The 13,815-nt window shown below is 72.5% G+C and carries 15 protein-coding genes; 9 read left to right on the top strand and 6 right to left on the bottom strand.

The window, feature by feature from the left end; all coding sequences use genetic code 11:
* The first annotated feature begins 37 nt into the window (after positions 1-37).
* Both CTZ28_RS00935 and CTZ28_RS00930 read left to right on the top strand, forming a co-directional pair.
* Complete coding sequence (locus CTZ28_RS00935) at positions 38-391, top strand: DivIVA domain-containing protein (RefSeq protein ID WP_121887232.1); 354 nt, start codon at positions 38-40, stop codon at positions 389-391.
* Positions 388-1,011 carry a DNA-3-methyladenine glycosylase I gene (locus CTZ28_RS00930; RefSeq protein ID WP_121887231.1) on the top strand — a complete coding sequence of 208 codons (624 nt, stop codon included), beginning with the start codon at positions 388-390 and terminating at the stop codon, positions 1,009-1,011. Before CTZ28_RS00935 ends, CTZ28_RS00930 begins: the two co-directional genes overlap by 4 nt.
* Here CTZ28_RS00930 and chcB read toward each other — a convergent pair.
* Positions 1,008-1,811 (bottom strand): 2-cyclohexenylcarbonyl CoA isomerase, encoded by an 804-nt coding sequence (gene chcB / locus CTZ28_RS00925; protein ID WP_121887230.1) that lies wholly within the window; start codon positions 1,809-1,811, stop codon positions 1,008-1,010. The two genes, CTZ28_RS00930 and chcB, sit on opposite strands and share 4 nt — an antisense overlap.
* 374 nt (positions 1,812-2,185) lie before the next feature.
* Here chcB and CTZ28_RS00920 point away from each other — a divergent pair, with 374 nt between their 5' ends.
* A complete protein-coding gene (locus CTZ28_RS00920) occupies positions 2,186-2,353 on the top strand; it encodes a DUF3117 domain-containing protein (protein WP_018544333.1) in 168 nt (55 codons plus the stop codon).
* A 269-nt stretch (positions 2,354-2,622) separates the two neighbouring features.
* Here CTZ28_RS00920 and CTZ28_RS00915 read toward each other — a convergent pair whose 3' ends face one another.
* Positions 2,623-3,321 (bottom strand): O-methyltransferase, encoded by a 699-nt coding sequence (locus CTZ28_RS00915; protein ID WP_121887229.1) that lies wholly within the window; start codon positions 3,319-3,321, stop codon positions 2,623-2,625.
* 234 nt (positions 3,322-3,555) lie between these two features.
* Between CTZ28_RS00915 and sigE the strand changes: the two genes are divergently transcribed.
* From sigE to CTZ28_RS00890, 5 genes are all read left to right on the top strand, one after another.
* Positions 3,556-4,275: an RNA polymerase sigma factor SigE gene (sigE, locus tag CTZ28_RS00910; RefSeq protein ID WP_121887228.1), complete on the top strand. Its 720-nt coding sequence runs from the start codon at positions 3,556-3,558 to the stop codon at positions 4,273-4,275.
* Positions 4,272-5,246, top strand: a complete 975-nt coding sequence (locus tag CTZ28_RS00905; RefSeq protein ID WP_121887227.1) for an anti-sigma factor family protein — start codon at positions 4,272-4,274, stop codon at positions 5,244-5,246. The genes sigE and CTZ28_RS00905 overlap by 4 nt, the downstream gene beginning before the upstream one ends.
* Positions 5,247-5,380: 134 nt before the next feature.
* Entirely contained in the window at positions 5,381-7,333 is a 1,953-nt protein-coding gene (locus tag CTZ28_RS00900) for a S1C family serine protease (RefSeq protein WP_121887226.1), read from the top strand.
* 126 nt (positions 7,334-7,459) lie between these two features.
* Positions 7,460-7,921 carry a sec-independent translocase gene (locus CTZ28_RS00895; RefSeq protein ID WP_121887225.1) on the top strand — a complete coding sequence of 154 codons (462 nt, stop codon included), beginning with the start codon at positions 7,460-7,462 and terminating at the stop codon, positions 7,919-7,921.
* A gap of 256 nt (positions 7,922-8,177) precedes the next feature.
* Positions 8,178-8,849, top strand: a complete 672-nt coding sequence (locus tag CTZ28_RS00890) for a hypothetical protein (RefSeq protein WP_183154203.1) — start codon at positions 8,178-8,180, stop codon at positions 8,847-8,849.
* 262 nt (positions 8,850-9,111) lie between these two features.
* On the opposite strand, the gene CTZ28_RS00885 is transcribed toward CTZ28_RS00890, so the two are convergent.
* From CTZ28_RS00885 to CTZ28_RS00875, 3 genes are read right to left on the bottom strand one after another with little or no spacing between them, the layout of a single operon-like run.
* Positions 9,112-10,245 (bottom strand): Mrp/NBP35 family ATP-binding protein, encoded by a 1,134-nt coding sequence (locus tag CTZ28_RS00885; RefSeq protein ID WP_121887223.1) that lies wholly within the window; start codon positions 10,243-10,245, stop codon positions 9,112-9,114.
* Positions 10,246-10,289: 44 nt separating this feature from the next.
* Entirely contained in the window at positions 10,290-10,892 is a 603-nt protein-coding gene (locus CTZ28_RS00880; protein ID WP_121887222.1) for a DUF1003 domain-containing protein, read from the bottom strand.
* Positions 10,889-12,166 carry a magnesium transporter MgtE N-terminal domain-containing protein gene (locus tag CTZ28_RS00875; protein ID WP_121887221.1) on the bottom strand — a complete coding sequence of 426 codons (1,278 nt, stop codon included), beginning with the start codon at positions 12,164-12,166 and terminating at the stop codon, positions 10,889-10,891. The genes CTZ28_RS00880 and CTZ28_RS00875 overlap by 4 nt, the downstream gene beginning before the upstream one ends.
* A 281-nt stretch (positions 12,167-12,447) precedes the next feature.
* On the opposite strand from CTZ28_RS00875, the gene CTZ28_RS00870 reads away from it, so the two are divergent.
* On the top strand, positions 12,448-13,203 hold the full coding sequence (locus CTZ28_RS00870; protein ID WP_398655012.1) for a hypothetical protein: 756 nt from the start codon (positions 12,448-12,450) through the stop codon (positions 13,201-13,203).
* 70 nt (positions 13,204-13,273) lie between these two features.
* Here CTZ28_RS00870 and CTZ28_RS00865 read toward each other — a convergent pair whose 3' ends face one another.
* Complete coding sequence (locus CTZ28_RS00865) at positions 13,274-13,789, bottom strand: hypothetical protein (RefSeq protein ID WP_121887220.1); 516 nt, start codon at positions 13,787-13,789, stop codon at positions 13,274-13,276.
* Positions 13,790-13,815 lie beyond the last annotated feature (26 nt).

The raw sequence follows: 13,815 nt of genomic DNA, 5'->3' as shown, positions 1-13,815 counted from the left end.
GGGTGCACCGAGCACACCGAACGTGGGGAGCCGACCGATGGTTATGTTCTTGTTCCTGGTCGTCGCGCTCGCCGTGGTGGTCGCCGCGGTGACGCTGGCCGTGGTGGGCGGCGGCGAGAGCGGCCCGCTGCCGGAGGCGGCGCCGGAGCGGCTGCACGACCCGCTGCCCCCCGACCGCCCCGTGGGCCGCGCGGACGTGGAGCGCCTCCGCTTCCCGCTCGCCGCCCGCGGCTACCGCATGGCGGACGTGGACGACGCCCTGAGCCGCGTCGCCGCCGAGCTCGCCGAGCGGGACGCCCGCATCGCCGGCCTGGAGTCCGCCTTGGCCGGCGCCCAGGCCGCCGCGCACGTCCGGCTGGACAAGCCCGTACACCCGGAGGACCAGCCGTGACCGACCGTACCGTCCTGGCCGGGCCCGACGGCGCACCGCGCTGCCCCTGGGCCCTGTCCGCCGAGGATTATGTGACGTACCACGACGAGGAGTGGGGCCGCCCGGTCCGCGGCGACGACGCCCTGTACGAGCGGCTCAGCCTGGAGGCGTTCCAGTCCGGCCTGTCCTGGATCACCATCCTGCGCCGCCGCCCGGGCTTCCGCGACGCGTTCGCCGACTTCAGGATCGAGAAGGTCGCGGCCTTCACCGACGAGGACCGCGAACGCCTCCTCGTCGACCCGGGCATCATCCGCAACCGCGCCAAGATCGACGCGACCCTCGCCAACGCGCGCGTGCTGGCCGACTGGTCCCCGGGCGAGCTGGACACCCTGATCTGGTCGTACGCCCCGGACCCGGCCGCCCGCCCGGCCCCGAAGACCCTCTCCGACGTCCCGGCGGTCACCCCGGAGTCGACGGCCCTGTCGAAGGACCTGAAGAAGCGCGGCCTGCGTTTCATCGGCCCGACGACGGCGTACGCGCTGATGCAGGCGTGCGGCCTGGTCGACGACCACCTGGAGGGATGCGTCAGCCGCACCACCCCGTCCGGCACCCGGGGCGCCAGAACCCAGGACAGGGCCTAGCGGCCCAGGTACGTCGGCTTCTCCTTGTTCACGAACGCCTGCACGGCGATGGCGTGGTCCTCGGACCGGCCCGCCCGGGTCTGCAGCTCGTCCTCCTTGTCCAGCGTCTCGTCGAGGGAGTGGGTGAGCCCGTACGCCACCGCCTCCTTGATCGCCGCGTACGCCACCGTCGGCCCCTCGGCGAGCGCACGCGCGACCGTCTCGGCCTCGGCCCGCAGCCGGTCGGCGGGCACCACCCGGTTGGCGATGCCCAGCTCGTACGCCTCCTGCGCCGTGATGCTGCGCGGGAAGAGCAGCAGGTCGGCGGCGCGGCCGGGGCCGACCACCCGGGGCAGCGTCCAGGAGATCCCGGAGTCGGCGGTCAGCGCGACCCCCGCGAACGACGTGTTGAAGGTCGCCGTCTCGGTCACCACCCGGTAGTCCGCCGCGAGCGCGAAGCCGAGGCCGGCCCCGGCCGCGACCCCGTTCACCGCGGCGACGACCGGCTTGGGCGCGCCTGCCAGGGCCCGCACGATCGGGTTGTAGTGCTCCCGCACCGTGCTCATCGTCTGCCCCGACCCGGTCTCCCGGTCGGCGGCCAGCAGCCCGATGTGCTCCTTGAGGTCCTGGCCCACGCAGAACGCCCGGTCCCCGGCCGCGGTCAGCAGCACGGCCCGTACGGCGGCGTCGTCGGCCGCGGCCCGCGCCGCGTCCCGGAGGGCGACCTTGGCCGCGATGTTCAGCGCGTTCATCGCCTCGGGGCGGTTCAGCGTGATCGTCGCGAGCCCGTCGCTCACCTCGTAGAGCACGGTGTCGGCCATGGGACATCCCCTCCGGTGTCGCGGCACTGACGTACCGCTCGGTACGCCGTTGTCTGAGGACAGCATGGCGGAGATCCCCGCCCCGGGACCGGCCCCGACGTGTGACCTGCGTCAAAGAATTTTCGCCGGGATCGGGCCGGGGGACGTAGATGCTGCGGCGCAGTATCGCAGCCACATCGCCGAATTGAGTGGTTTTGCTCGCGTGCGTTGCCCAAGCGATGCCGACCGATGTTGGTCATCGGGTCCTGAGATGCGGGATAATGGCTTGGAAGCAATGTGTTCGATGCCGGTGCCGCGGGCCTCGCACGGACCGCGCGTGCCCCTTCCCGGGGACGTCGGCAGACGATGAGCTGGTTTCAGGAAGGGGAACGAGCATGGCGGCCATGAAGCCGCGGACGGGCGATGGCCCGCTCGAGGTGACCAAGGAGGGGCGGGGCATCGTCATGCGCGTTCCGCTCGAAGGCGGCGGTCGGCTCGTCGTCGAGCTGACCCCTGACGAGGCCGAGGCGCTTGGCGACGCCCTGAAGAAGGTCGTCGTCTGAGGCGCAAACGACCATATCCTTCCGGCTGCCCCGGCACGCACACCGTGCCGGGGCAGTCGCGTTACGCATCAGTGGCGCCCGGGGCAGCGCTGGTCGGGGGTGCGGGGTACTGCGTGGCTAGCCACGATGTTGCCGCGCGCGATGATCGGCCCGTGGGGGCAGTCGTGCCGGTACGGCGGCGGGGCGTGTGCGTTCAAGGCGGGCGGGCCGTCCATGCACGGCGGGCGCGGCTGCCCGTACCGCTCACCGAGGCCGGCGCCAGCAACCGGTCACCGCTTGACGGCGCACAGCAGCCCGTCGCCCACCGGCAGCAGCGACGGCATCAGCTCCTGGCTCTCCCGCACCGTGCGCAGCAGCTCCCGCAGCCGCAGCACCTCGGTGGGCTGCGGGCCCGAGTCCACGGTGCGGCCGTTGGCGAAGACGCCCTCGAAGACCACCAGGCCGCCGGGCCGCAGAAGGCGCAACGATTCAGCTAGATAGTCGAGATATTCCAGCCGGTCGCCGTCGCAGAAGACGAGGTCGTACCCCGCGTCCGCGAGCCGGGGCAGCACGTCCAGGGCGCGGCCCGGGATGAAGCGGGCCCGGTTGCTGGCGAAGCCGCAGGCGCGGAACGCCTGCCGGGCGAACTGCTGGTGCTCGGGCTCCGGGTCGACGGTGGTCAGCACTCCGTCCGGCCGCATGCCGTGCAGCAGGTGCATGCCGGAGACGCCGCAGCCGGTGCCGATCTCCGCCACCGCCTTGGCGTCCACGGTGGCGGCGAGCATCCGCAGCGCGGCGCCCGTGCTGGGCGTCACCGAGCGCAGCCCTGCCTCGCGGGCCCGGTCGCGGGCCCAGCGCAGCGCGTCGTCCTCGGCGACAAAGGCGTCGGCGAACGCCCAGCTCGTCTGCCGGTTGCCGGTAATGACCCTCTCCTGTCCCCGTGGTTGCCTGGGCGTGACTGTATCCGTTGGGCCCGGGAACCCGCAGATGGGACCGCGCGTTTAAGGGGGTGAGCGAGTGGTGCGGGACCCGACGGGGGGTAAGAGGTGGACCAGGACGGCGAGCAAGTGCTGACGCAGCCGCATGAGCCGTATCAGCACCGATCAATTTCTCGTAAAACCGCTTATCCGGAGCTAACGGGCGAGGTGGCTATGGTAGGGGCTCCAATGGACACCACCAGAGCCGACAGGGGAGGTGCGGCCGCGCCCGAGGACCGGGGAGGAGTGCTGCGGCGCTTCCTCGGATCGGCGGGCAGGCCGAAATCCGTGAACGACACCGCTGCTGACCACAGCCACGCCACCGGTTCCGCCGCGGGCGGGCGCCAGACCGCGACCTTCGCCACCGACGCGGACGGGCAGGCGTGGACTCCGCCCACGTGGGAGGAGATCGTCAGCACGCACAGCGGCCGGGTCTACCGCCTGGCGTACCGTCTGACGGGCAACCAGCACGACGCCGAGGACCTCACCCAGGAAGTCTTCGTCCGTGTCTTCCGCTCCCTGTCGACGTACACGCCCGGCACCTTCGAGGGCTGGCTGCACCGCATCACCACGAACCTCTTCCTGGACATGGTCCGGCGCAAGCAGCGCATCCGCTTCGACGCGCTCGGAGAGGACGCGGCCGAGCGGCTGCCCAGCCGCGAGCCCACGCCCCAGCAGATCTTCAACGACGCGCACTTCGACGCGGACGTCCAGCAGGCCCTCGACACCCTCGCGCCCGAGTTCCGTGCCGCGGTCGTGCTGTGCGACATCGAAGGACTGTCGTACGAGGAGATCGCCGCGACCCTCGGCGTGAAGCTCGGCACGGTCCGCTCCCGTATCCACCGTGGCCGCTCGCAGTTGCGCAAGGCCCTTGCGCACCGTTCGCCGGAGGCCAGGGCCGCCGAGCGCCGCCGCTCCTTCGTGCCCCGCGTTCCCGCACTGGGGGGAGGGGGCGCGACCGCGTGAGTGGATCACGGCCGAAATCTGCGCAGGGGCACCTCGCAGAAGAGCATCTGGGAGACCGGCTCTCCGCCTTGGTGGACGGAGAGCTCGGTCATGACGCGCGTGAGCGGGTCCTGGCCCACCTGGCGACCTGTGCCAGGTGCAAGGCGGAGGCGGACGCCCAGCGGCAGCTGAAGAACGTCTTCGCGGAATCGGCGCCCCCGCCGCCCTCGGAGAGCTTCCTGGCGCGCCTCCAGGGGCTGCCCGGCAGCGGCGGTCCGGACGGCGGCTCGCCGCTCGACGGCGCGCTCCCCGGCGGCTCCACGCCCGGCGTCTTCGGGTCCGGGCGCGAGGGCCGGTTCGAGTTCGACTACGTCCCCGCGCGCCCGGACTCCCCGCGCACGCACGCGGACCGCGGCTTCCGCATCCACCCCGTCGGCCGCCCCGACGCCGCCGACCGGCACGCCTCGCGCGGCATGCGGTTCGCGTTCGTCGCCGCCGGGGCGGTGTCGCTGGCCGCGGTCGCACTGGGCGGCATGACCACCGGCATTCCCGGTGACGCGGCCGCGGACGCCCGTGGCGGCCCCGGCAGCGTCACGCCGACGCGCACGGCGGGTGCGGGAGCGGCCACGACGTCCGAGGCCCAGCGCCGCCGCCCGGTCGGACCGCTGCTCATGCAGGGCACGCCGCTGGGCGAGACGCCGATCGCGTCGACCTCGGTGTCCGCGCCGCTGCTGCCCGGAGTGCCGGCCCCCGCCACCGGGCAGGCCCTCACCCCCCTGCTGACGCAGGTGGAAGCCGACGCGGCCGCCATGTCACCGTTGATACGTTCGTTCGGCGCCACCCCGCCGATCTCCCTGATCTCGTGGTCCACCGCCCCCGGGCTGGCCTCGCCCGGTCTGCTCGCCGCGCCCGATCCCGACCCGACCCCCGCTCCCTCCCCGTCCTCCTCGTCCCCCTCCGCCGCCGTCCCCTCCTCGCGCCCGGCTCGCTGACCGGTCCCTGCGCGGCTGCCCGCGAACCTGGTTGAATCCTGTGAAGCCGTGCCCGCGGCACCGCTTCGGGCACGGGGTCGACGATGAGCGGTCAGCCGCCGGAGCGCCCGGCCGCGGCCAGCTGTGGGGAGAGCATGAACGAGGGGAAGCCGGTCCCGCCGGGGGAGGACGTGGCGGACACACCGACACCGGTCGCCGGGAGCGACGGTGACTTCGAGCTGGCCCGGCCGTCCGCCGCGGCCACCGGTGACTTCGCGCTGAGGCACCCCACGGCCGCGGGTGCCGAGGACGCCGACGCCGGTGCCGAGGCTGTCCGGGCGGCTGCCGGTTCCCGCGCCGAGGCCGACGGCGGCCGAGGTGCCGGTGCCGACCTCGGTGCCGTCGCTCTGGGTGCCGAGGGCGCCGGGGCCGCTCCGGCGGGCGAGGCCGGTGGGCGGGGCAAGCCCCTGCACGACCCCGATCCGTACAGCACCCCGCCGTACGGTGAGCCCGGTCCCTGGGCGCCGGCCCCACCGGTCCAGCACCCGGCGACGACGCCCGCCCAGGGCACGGCGATCCCGGCCCCGGCTCCGCCGCCCGCGCACGACGCGGCGATCCCGGCGCCCGGTGCGCCGCACGACGTGCCGCCTGTGACGGGCACGCCACAGCCCGAGCCGGACGCGGCGCCCTACACCGGGTCGGACGCGGCGCCGTACGCGGGGCCGGACGCGATGCCGTACACCGGGCCGGACGCGATGCCGTACCCCGGGCCGGACTCGACGCCCTATGCCGGGCCGGACTCGACGCCGTACCCTGCGCCGGACTCGACGCCCCATGCCGGGCCGGACTCGACGCCGTACCCCGTGTCGCACCCGGCGCCCTATCCCGCGCCGGAGCCGGGCTCGCACCCCGGTCCCTGGCATCGTTACGACCCCTGGGCCGCCCCGGCCCCGCTCCAGCAGAACGGCGCCGCCGTCCCCACCGAGGGGCAGCGCCGACGCCGGGCGCGCAAGGCGCTGATCGGGGGCGCCCTGGCGCTGGCCCTGGCCTCCGGTGGCGTCGGTGGCGTCGTCGGGATGTATCTGGAGCGCAACGGCGGAGTGGCGGACGTCCGGCTGCCGCAGGCGGGCAAGGAGACCACCGCCCGGCCCGCCGACAGCGTGGCCGGGATCGCCGCGCGTGCCCTGCCCAGCGTCGTCACGCTGCATGTGACCGGTAGCAGCGAGCAGGGCACCGGCACCGGCTTCGTGCTGGACACACGCGGCCACATCCTGACCAACAACCACGTCGTCGAGCCCGCCGGGTCGAACGGTGACATAACGGTGACGTTCAGCGGCGGCGAGACCGCGAAGGCCCGGGTCGTCGGCCGGGACAGCGGCTACGACCTGGCCGTCGTCCAGGTCAAGGGCGTACACGGACTCGAGCCGTTGCCCCTCGGCAACTCCGACAACGTCCAGGTCGGCGACCCCGTCGTCGCCATCGGCGCCCCCTTCGACCTCTCCAACACCGTCACCTCGGGCATCATCAGCGCCAAGGAACGGCCCATCACGGCGGGCGGCGGCAGCGGGAACGGGAGCGACGTGTCGTACGTCGACGCGTTGCAGACCGACGCGCCCATCAACCCGGGCAACTCCGGTGGCCCGCTGCTCGACGCGCAGGCCAGGGTCGTCGGCATCAACTCCGCCATCCGCTCGGCCGACGGCGGCTCCGACACCCAGGGCGGCCAGTCCGGCTCCATCGGCCTGGGCTTCGCCATACCGGTCAACCAGGCCAAACGCGTCGCCGAGGAACTGATCAACGACGGCAGGGCGACCCACCCGGTCATCGGGATCACCCTCGACATGGCCTACTCCGGCGACGGCGCCCGCATCGGCACCAAGGGCGGCGACGGCGGCCCCGCCGTCACCACGGGCGGCCCCGGGGACCGGGCAGGACTCCGGCCCGGCGACATCATCACCGAGGTCGACGGACAGCGCGTCCACTCGGGCGACGAACTGATCGTCAAGACCCGCGCCCGCCGCCCCGGCGACCGTCTGAGCCTGACCGTCGAACGCGATGGCACGGAAAAACAGGTTTCGTTGGTCCTTGGTTCCTCAGACCACAACTGACGGAAACCTCACTTCGGGACAGTATCGGTCGGACGGGAACGCCGGGTACCGTGGACCCGGCCCGGACCACGGAAACACCACGGACGCCCGAGGGCCGAGGACCGAGGACATCGCAAGGAGCTTCAGGTGTTCAATGACATAGGACCGCTAGAGCTGGTGACGATCATTGTGCTCGCCGTGCTCGTCTTCGGTCCGGACAAGCTCCCCAAAGTCATTCAGGACGTGATGCGGACGGTCCGCAAGATTCGGGAGTTCTCGGAGAGCGCCAAGCAGGACATCCGTGACGAACTGGGCCCGGAGTTCAAGGACTTCGAGTTCGAGGATCTCAACCCCAAGACGTTCATCCGCAAGCAGCTGGACAACGACGAACTGGGCCTGAAGGAGATCCGCAACGGCTTCGACCTGAAGAAGGAGATGGCCGAGGTCACCGATGCGGTCCACGGCCGGGAGAGTGAGGCGCCGTCCGCTTCGTCTTCCTCGTCTTCCTCGTCCGCCTCGGGTGGGTCCGGTGGCCGGGTCGACATGACCAAGAAGCCCGAGGAGCCCCGCAAGGACGACCGCCCGCCCTTCGACGCGGACGCCACCTGACCGTACGGCCGAACCCGCGGCGCGCCGCGCACCCCACGTCCCGATGCGAACCGCATCGGGACGTGATGTGTTTCATACCGCGTACGGGCCCGCGCGCGACCTGAACCGGCTGCCGCGCGCCCCCACGCGCCGGGCGGCTTCCCTGCTGCCCGCAGCGGTGTGGATATGCTGCCGAGTTGTTGTGCGGACCGGACGAGTACGCCCGAAGGGGGGCGGGCCGCCCCGGTCCGACGAGATCGAGGAGGCGTCCGGGCACATGGACACGACAAGTGGGGCGGTCGCGCGGGCGTCGGCCGCGGCGGGCCGACAGCAGCCCCCCTCCGAGCGGCGCGCGGTCGACGGCTACCTGCTGGCACCCTTCCCGTGGTACGGCCTCGACGAGGCCTTCACGGGGCCGCGCTGGCTGATGCAGGTCGGTACGGCGGCGGACGGCACCGTCGAGCACGGCTCGATCGGGCATGGCGACGAACCCTCCGTCAAGAACGAGTACGCGGCCGGTTCCACGGGTGAGCCGCGGGAGAAGTTCGCGGTCGTGGTGACCGTCGCCGCGCATCCGTCCCGGCGCAGCGCCGACGGCACCGGGCTGCTGGAGGCCACGTCGGTCTCCTCGGCGGCGTGGCTGGCCGGGGTCGGGCTGCTGTCCTTCACCTGGCCCGGGCAGATGGACCACACCCTGCGGGACGAGTGGCTGGAGCAGCAGACGGAGACCGCGTGGGCCCTGGCCGACGATCTGTCCGGGCCGGAGTGGTCGACGCTGTCGCTGCCCGTGGACGGGGTGCCGGCGTCCTTCCACTACCAGGAGTCGGAGTTCGGCTGGGTGCTTGCGGGTTCCACGCAGGAGGGGGTGCACCTGGGGGCGTACGGGCGGGGGATGAGCGCGTATGGGCTTGGGTTTGCGATGATCAAGGATATTGGCCTGTACGGGTAGCCTGCGGCGCTTTGGGGGCTTGGGGGGTTGGCGGGTGCGGGGCGTGTCTGGGGGGTTGCGCAGTTCCCCGCGCCCCTTCGGGGCCCGACCCGTCGTTGTTCGGCTGCGGCGCGTCGTGGCTGGGCGCGCAGTTCCTCGCGCCCCTATGGGCGCGTGCTGCGGCCAGCGTCGTGGCTAACCCCCCAGTCCCCCCGCCCCGCAAGGGGCGCGGGGAACTGCGCAACAAGCGACAACGCACCCGCACCCGCACCCGCACCCGTAATCAGAACTTGTTGCGGGGGGTGATTCCCAGGGAGAGGCCTGCCAGGCCTCGTTGGCGGCCGCCCAGTTTGCCGGCGATGGTGCGCAGGGCCGAGCCCGCCGGTGAGTCCGGGTCGCTCAGGACCACCGGTTTGCCCTCGTCGCCGCCCTCGCGAAGGCGGAGGTCGATGGGGATGTTGCCGAGCACCGGGACCGTCGTACCGGTCGTGCGGGTCAGGCCCTCGGCGACCAGCTGACCGCCGCCCGTGCCGAAGACGTCGACCATCTCGCCGCAGTGCGGGCAGGGCAGGCCGGACATGTTCTCGACCACGCCGACGATCTTCTGATGGGTCTGTACGGCGATGGAGCCGGCGCGCTCGGCCACCTCGGCCGCCGCCTGCTGCGGGGTGGTCACGACCAGGATCTCGGCGTTCGGGACCAGCTGGGCCACGGAGATCGCGATGTCACCGGTGCCCGGCGGGAGGTCCAGGAGGAGGACGTCCAGGTCGCCCCAGTACACGTCCGCGAGGAACTGCTGGAGCGCGCGGTGCAGCATCGGGCCGCGCCAGACGACCGGGGTGTTGCCCGGGGTGAACATGCCGATGGAGATGACCTTCACGCCGTGCGCGGACGGCGGCATGATCATGTTCTCCACCTGGGTCGGCCGCCCGTCGGCCCCCAGCATGCGCGGCACGCTGTGGCCGTAGATGTCGGCGTCGACGACACCGACCTTCAGCCCGTCGGCCGCCATCGCCGCCGCCAGGTTCACCGTCACCGAGGACTTGCCGACGCCGCCCTTGCCGGACGCGACCGCGTACACACGGGTGAGGCTGCCGGGCTTGGCGAAGGGGACCTCGCGCTCGGCCTGGCCGCCGCGCAGGGCCGTCGCCAGCTCCTTGCGCTGCTCGTCGCTCATCACGTCGAGGGTGACGTCGACCCGGGTGACGCCGTCGACCCGGGAGACCGCCTCCGTCACCCGCTGGGTGATCGTGTCGCGCATCGGGCAGCCGGAAACCGTCAGGTACACGGTGACCGCGACCGCTCCGTCCGCGCCGATCTGCACCGATTTGACCATCCCCAGTTCGGTGATGGGTCGGTTGATCTCGGGGTCGTTCACCGTCGCCAGTGCCTGGCGCACCGCGTCTTCCGTAGCCATAAGGACGATGGTACGGCGCTCGGTGGGGCCTCCGGTAAGCCCCGTCAGCCGTTTTCCGGGTCACGTCCCGGCGGCCGTTCCGCCCCTTCTGCCGGGAATACGATCTGCCCGTCGCGGTGGCGCCGCGACTCCAGGTCTCTGACGAGGTCCTGGAGCTCGGAGCGGATCCAGTCGCGGGTCGCCACCTCGCCCAGGCCCATCCGCAGCGCGGCGATCTCGCGGGTCAGATACTCGGTGTCCGCGATGGACCGCTCGTTCTGTTTGCGGTCCTGTTCCAGGTTGACGCGGTCGCGGTCGGCCTGCCGGTTCTGCGCCAGCAGGATCAGCGGGGCCGCGTAGGAGGCCTGGAGCGAGAGCATCAGCGTCAGGAAGATGAACGGGTACTGGTCGAAGCGCAGGAAGGACGGCGCGGCGATGTTCCACAGCACCCACAGCACGATGACGACCGTCATCCAGACGATGAAGCGTCCCGTGCCCAGGAAGCGCGCGATCTTCTCCGACAGCCGTCCGAATGCCTCCGGGTCCCACTCGGGCAGGATCCGCCGCCGGCGCGGACCCGGCTGGTCGAGGCGGGCGGCGCGGGTCCTGGCGGTGGCGGTGGCCCCGGCGGGGCCACGCTCGCGGGTGCTCTCGCGCTCGGGCGTCATTGCGCGCTCGTCCCCTCCTGCAGATGGAACTCCGTCTCCCGCCAGTCCTCGGGCAGCATGTGGTCCAGGACGTCGTCCACGGTCACCGCGCCCAGCAGCGACCCGGCCTCGTCGACCACCGGGGCCGCGACCATGTCGTACGTGGCGAAGAACCCGGCGATGACCGGAAGCGTGGCGTCCGGGGCGAGAGTCTGCAGATCGTCGTCGACGAGCGAGCTGCACAGGGTGTACGGCGGGTCGCGCAGCAGCCGCTGGAAGTGCACGGTGCCCAGATACTTGCCGGTCGGGGTCTCGTCGGGCGGCCGGCACACATAGACCTGGGCGGCGAGGGCCGGGGACAGATCGGGGTTGCGGACACGGGCGAGGGCGTCGGCGACGGTGGCGTCCGGCCGTACCACGATCGGCTCGGTGGTCATGAGTCCGCCGGCCGTGTGCTCCTCGTACGACATCAGCCGCCGCATCTCGGCCGCGTCGGCGGGCTGCATCAGGCTCAGCAGCCGTTCCTTGTCCTCCTCGGGCAGTTCACCGAGCAGGTCGGCCGCGTCGTCCGGGTCCATGGCCTCCAGGACGTCGGCGGCCCGTTCCTCCTTGAGCTTGCCGAGGATCTCGATCTGGTCGTCCTCGGGCAGCTCCTCCAGGACGTCGGCGAGGCGGTCGTCGTCGAGGGCGGCGGCGACCTCGGCGCGGCGCTTCGGGGACAGATGGTGCAGCACGTTGGCGAGGTCGGCGGGGCGCAGCTGCTCGAAGGTGGCGAGCAGGCTCTCGGCGCCCTGCCCGTGCTCCTCCAGCGAGAACCCGGTGACCGCCGACCACTCCACGGTCAGCGTCTCCCCCTTGGTCCGCCGGAAGGCACCGCCCTTTCTGCCCTTGCGCACGAAGACCCGGTCGACCTCCCAGTCCCGGCGGGCCGGCAGCTGCTGCACGGCCACGTCCAGGACGGTGACCTCCTCGCCGGTCTCGGCCAGCGTGACGCGGCGGTCGAGCAGCTCCCCGAAGACGAGACGTTCGGTGGGCCGTTGCTCGAAGCGCCGCACGTTGAGCACCCCGGTGGTGATGATCTGGCCGGACTCGATACTGGTCACCCGGGTCATGTGCAGGAAGACGCGGCGCCGGGTGGACAGCTCGACGACCAGGCCGAGCAGGCGTGGGGGGCGCCGTCCGACGCGCAGCATGACCACGAGGTCCCGCACCCGGCCCACCTGGTCGCCGTTCGGGTCGAAGACGGGGACCCCGGCGAGGTGCGAGACGAAGATCCGGGGAGTGCCGGCTGCCATGACTGTGCTTCCTCAGCTTCCTTGGCTTCCTCCGCGTACGGCGAGGCCGCCGGCCGGGTACGGCTCGCTGCCGGCCGCGTACGGCAGGCCGCTGGCCGCGCGTTTCCGTGTCCCCCTTTCGTCCCCCTTTCCGAATTGCCCGCTCGGTGGGGTTCAGGCTAGCCCGTCCCGATCGGATACGCCCTGGTGAGCGGTCCGGACGGACTGGCTCCGCCAAGGCTCGACGGCCCCGGTACGCTGCCGTACGCCGCTCAGGATCCAGCAGAAAGGCAGCCCCGCCTGTGACCGTGATTCCGCAGGGCCGTATTCGCCGGGCCGTGGTGGTGACCGCGATGTGCGCGCTGGCCGTGACGGGCGTGACGGGGCTCACGGGGTGCAGCGAGGATCCGGACGCGGGCACCAACGGGGTGGGCAAGCTGCCCGCCGACACGATCCAGTCGCGGACCCGGGCGGCGGCGGACTCGGCCGGGGCGGTACGGCTGTCGGGGACCGTGGTGACCAGCGGGAGCACGTACAAGCTCGACATGCGGCTGAAGGCCGACGGCGGTACGGGCTCGGTGACCTCGGAGGGGGCGACCTTCCGGCTGCTGCGGATCGGCGAGCAGCTGTATCTGAAGGCCGACGCGGGCTTCTGGAGCCATGCGGACAGCGGCGACGGGAAGGGCGGGGAGACGGCGACCGCGGACAAACTGGACGGCAAGTACGTGAAGGTGCCGCAGGGCGACCCCGCGTACAAGAAGTTCAGCGGCTTCACGGACAAGGCTGTGCTCCTCGACGGGCTGCTGAGCCTGCACGGCGCCCTGGCCACCGCCGGCCACCACGAGCAGTCCGGCGTCCGCACCATCCGTATCACCGGCGACAAGGGCTCCGGCGGCAGCCTCGACGTCTCCCTGGAGGGCACGCCGTACCCGCTCAGCCTGACCCGCGCGGGCGACGCGGGGACGCTCCGCTTCTCCGACTGGGGCAAGGACTTCCCCCTCGCCGAGCCGTCGAAGGACGAGACGGTGGACTACGGCAAACAACTGCCGACGTCGTGAGCGGCGGGCCGGACGCCCTGGGTCACTGACGTGCCCCATGCCGGGTCGACCCCGGTCCCTTGAGGGGGCGTTACTTTCGGTTCCTGCGGCGGGCCAGGAGGCGTGGCAGGGCCGCGGGGGCCGGCTGGCGGGTCGTTGCCGGCGTCGGCGGCGGGGGCGCGGCGAGCGGCCCGTCCGGGAGGGGCGCCGTCGTGCCCGTCGGTGTCAGGCGGAGCACCCGGCACTCGCGGGACCAACGGTCCGTCATCGCCTCGCCGTCGGGCGCGTTGAGCCGCTTGCCCTTCAGCTCGCTCACCGCCGCCGCCCACTCCGCGGACCCCGGCGGGAGTTCGGACACCGTCGCCGCCCAGGTGACCAGCCGGCCGCCCTTGTCCTTGCTGCGCACGGTCACCTCGGCCGAGCCGCCGTCGGTGAGTCCGGGCAGCGGCTGTTCCCCGGGCCCGTCGCCGACCAGGCACGCCGCTCCGTCGTGCCACGCGTGCCACAGCGCACGCGCGGCCGGCACCCCGGCACCGCGGACCCAGACGAGGCCGGACTTCTTCGTGGCCTCCTCGACGAGGGCCCGGTCGAGCAGCTCGGTTGTCATGCGACCAGCCTAACCAGCCGTCCCGC

This window comes from Streptomyces shenzhenensis, from assembly GCF_003688995.1.
Lineage (GTDB): Bacteria > Actinomycetota > Actinomycetes > Streptomycetales > Streptomycetaceae > Streptomyces > Streptomyces shenzhenensis_A.
Note: the sequence above shows the minus strand (reverse complement) of the source record. Positions and strands in the feature narration are given on the sequence as shown.

Bases quoted from the DNA above. Each gene is read 5' to 3' on its own strand.
- CTZ28_RS00885 (WP_121887223.1), bottom strand. From the start codon at position 10,245: ATGGCTACGGAAGACGCGGTGCGCCAGGCACTGGCGACGGTGAACGAC.
- CTZ28_RS00890 (WP_183154203.1), top strand. From the start codon at position 8,178: ATGGACACGACAAGTGGGGCGGTCGCGCGGGCGTCGGCCGCGGCGGGC.
- CTZ28_RS00880 (WP_121887222.1), bottom strand. From the start codon at position 10,892: ATGACGCCCGAGCGCGAGAGCACCCGCGAGCGTGGCCCCGCCGGGGCC.
- CTZ28_RS00865 (WP_121887220.1), bottom strand. From the start codon at position 13,789: ATGACAACCGAGCTGCTCGACCGGGCCCTCGTCGAGGAGGCCACGAAG.
- CTZ28_RS00875 (WP_121887221.1), bottom strand. From the start codon at position 12,166: ATGGCAGCCGGCACTCCCCGGATCTTCGTCTCGCACCTCGCCGGGGTC.
- CTZ28_RS00900 (WP_121887226.1), top strand. From the start codon at position 5,381: ATGAACGAGGGGAAGCCGGTCCCGCCGGGGGAGGACGTGGCGGACACA.
- CTZ28_RS00920 (WP_018544333.1), top strand. From the start codon at position 2,186: ATGGCGGCCATGAAGCCGCGGACGGGCGATGGCCCGCTCGAGGTGACC.
- chcB (WP_121887230.1), bottom strand. From the start codon at position 1,811: ATGGCCGACACCGTGCTCTACGAGGTGAGCGACGGGCTCGCGACGATC.
- CTZ28_RS00935 (WP_121887232.1), top strand. From the start codon at position 38: ATGGTTATGTTCTTGTTCCTGGTCGTCGCGCTCGCCGTGGTGGTCGCC.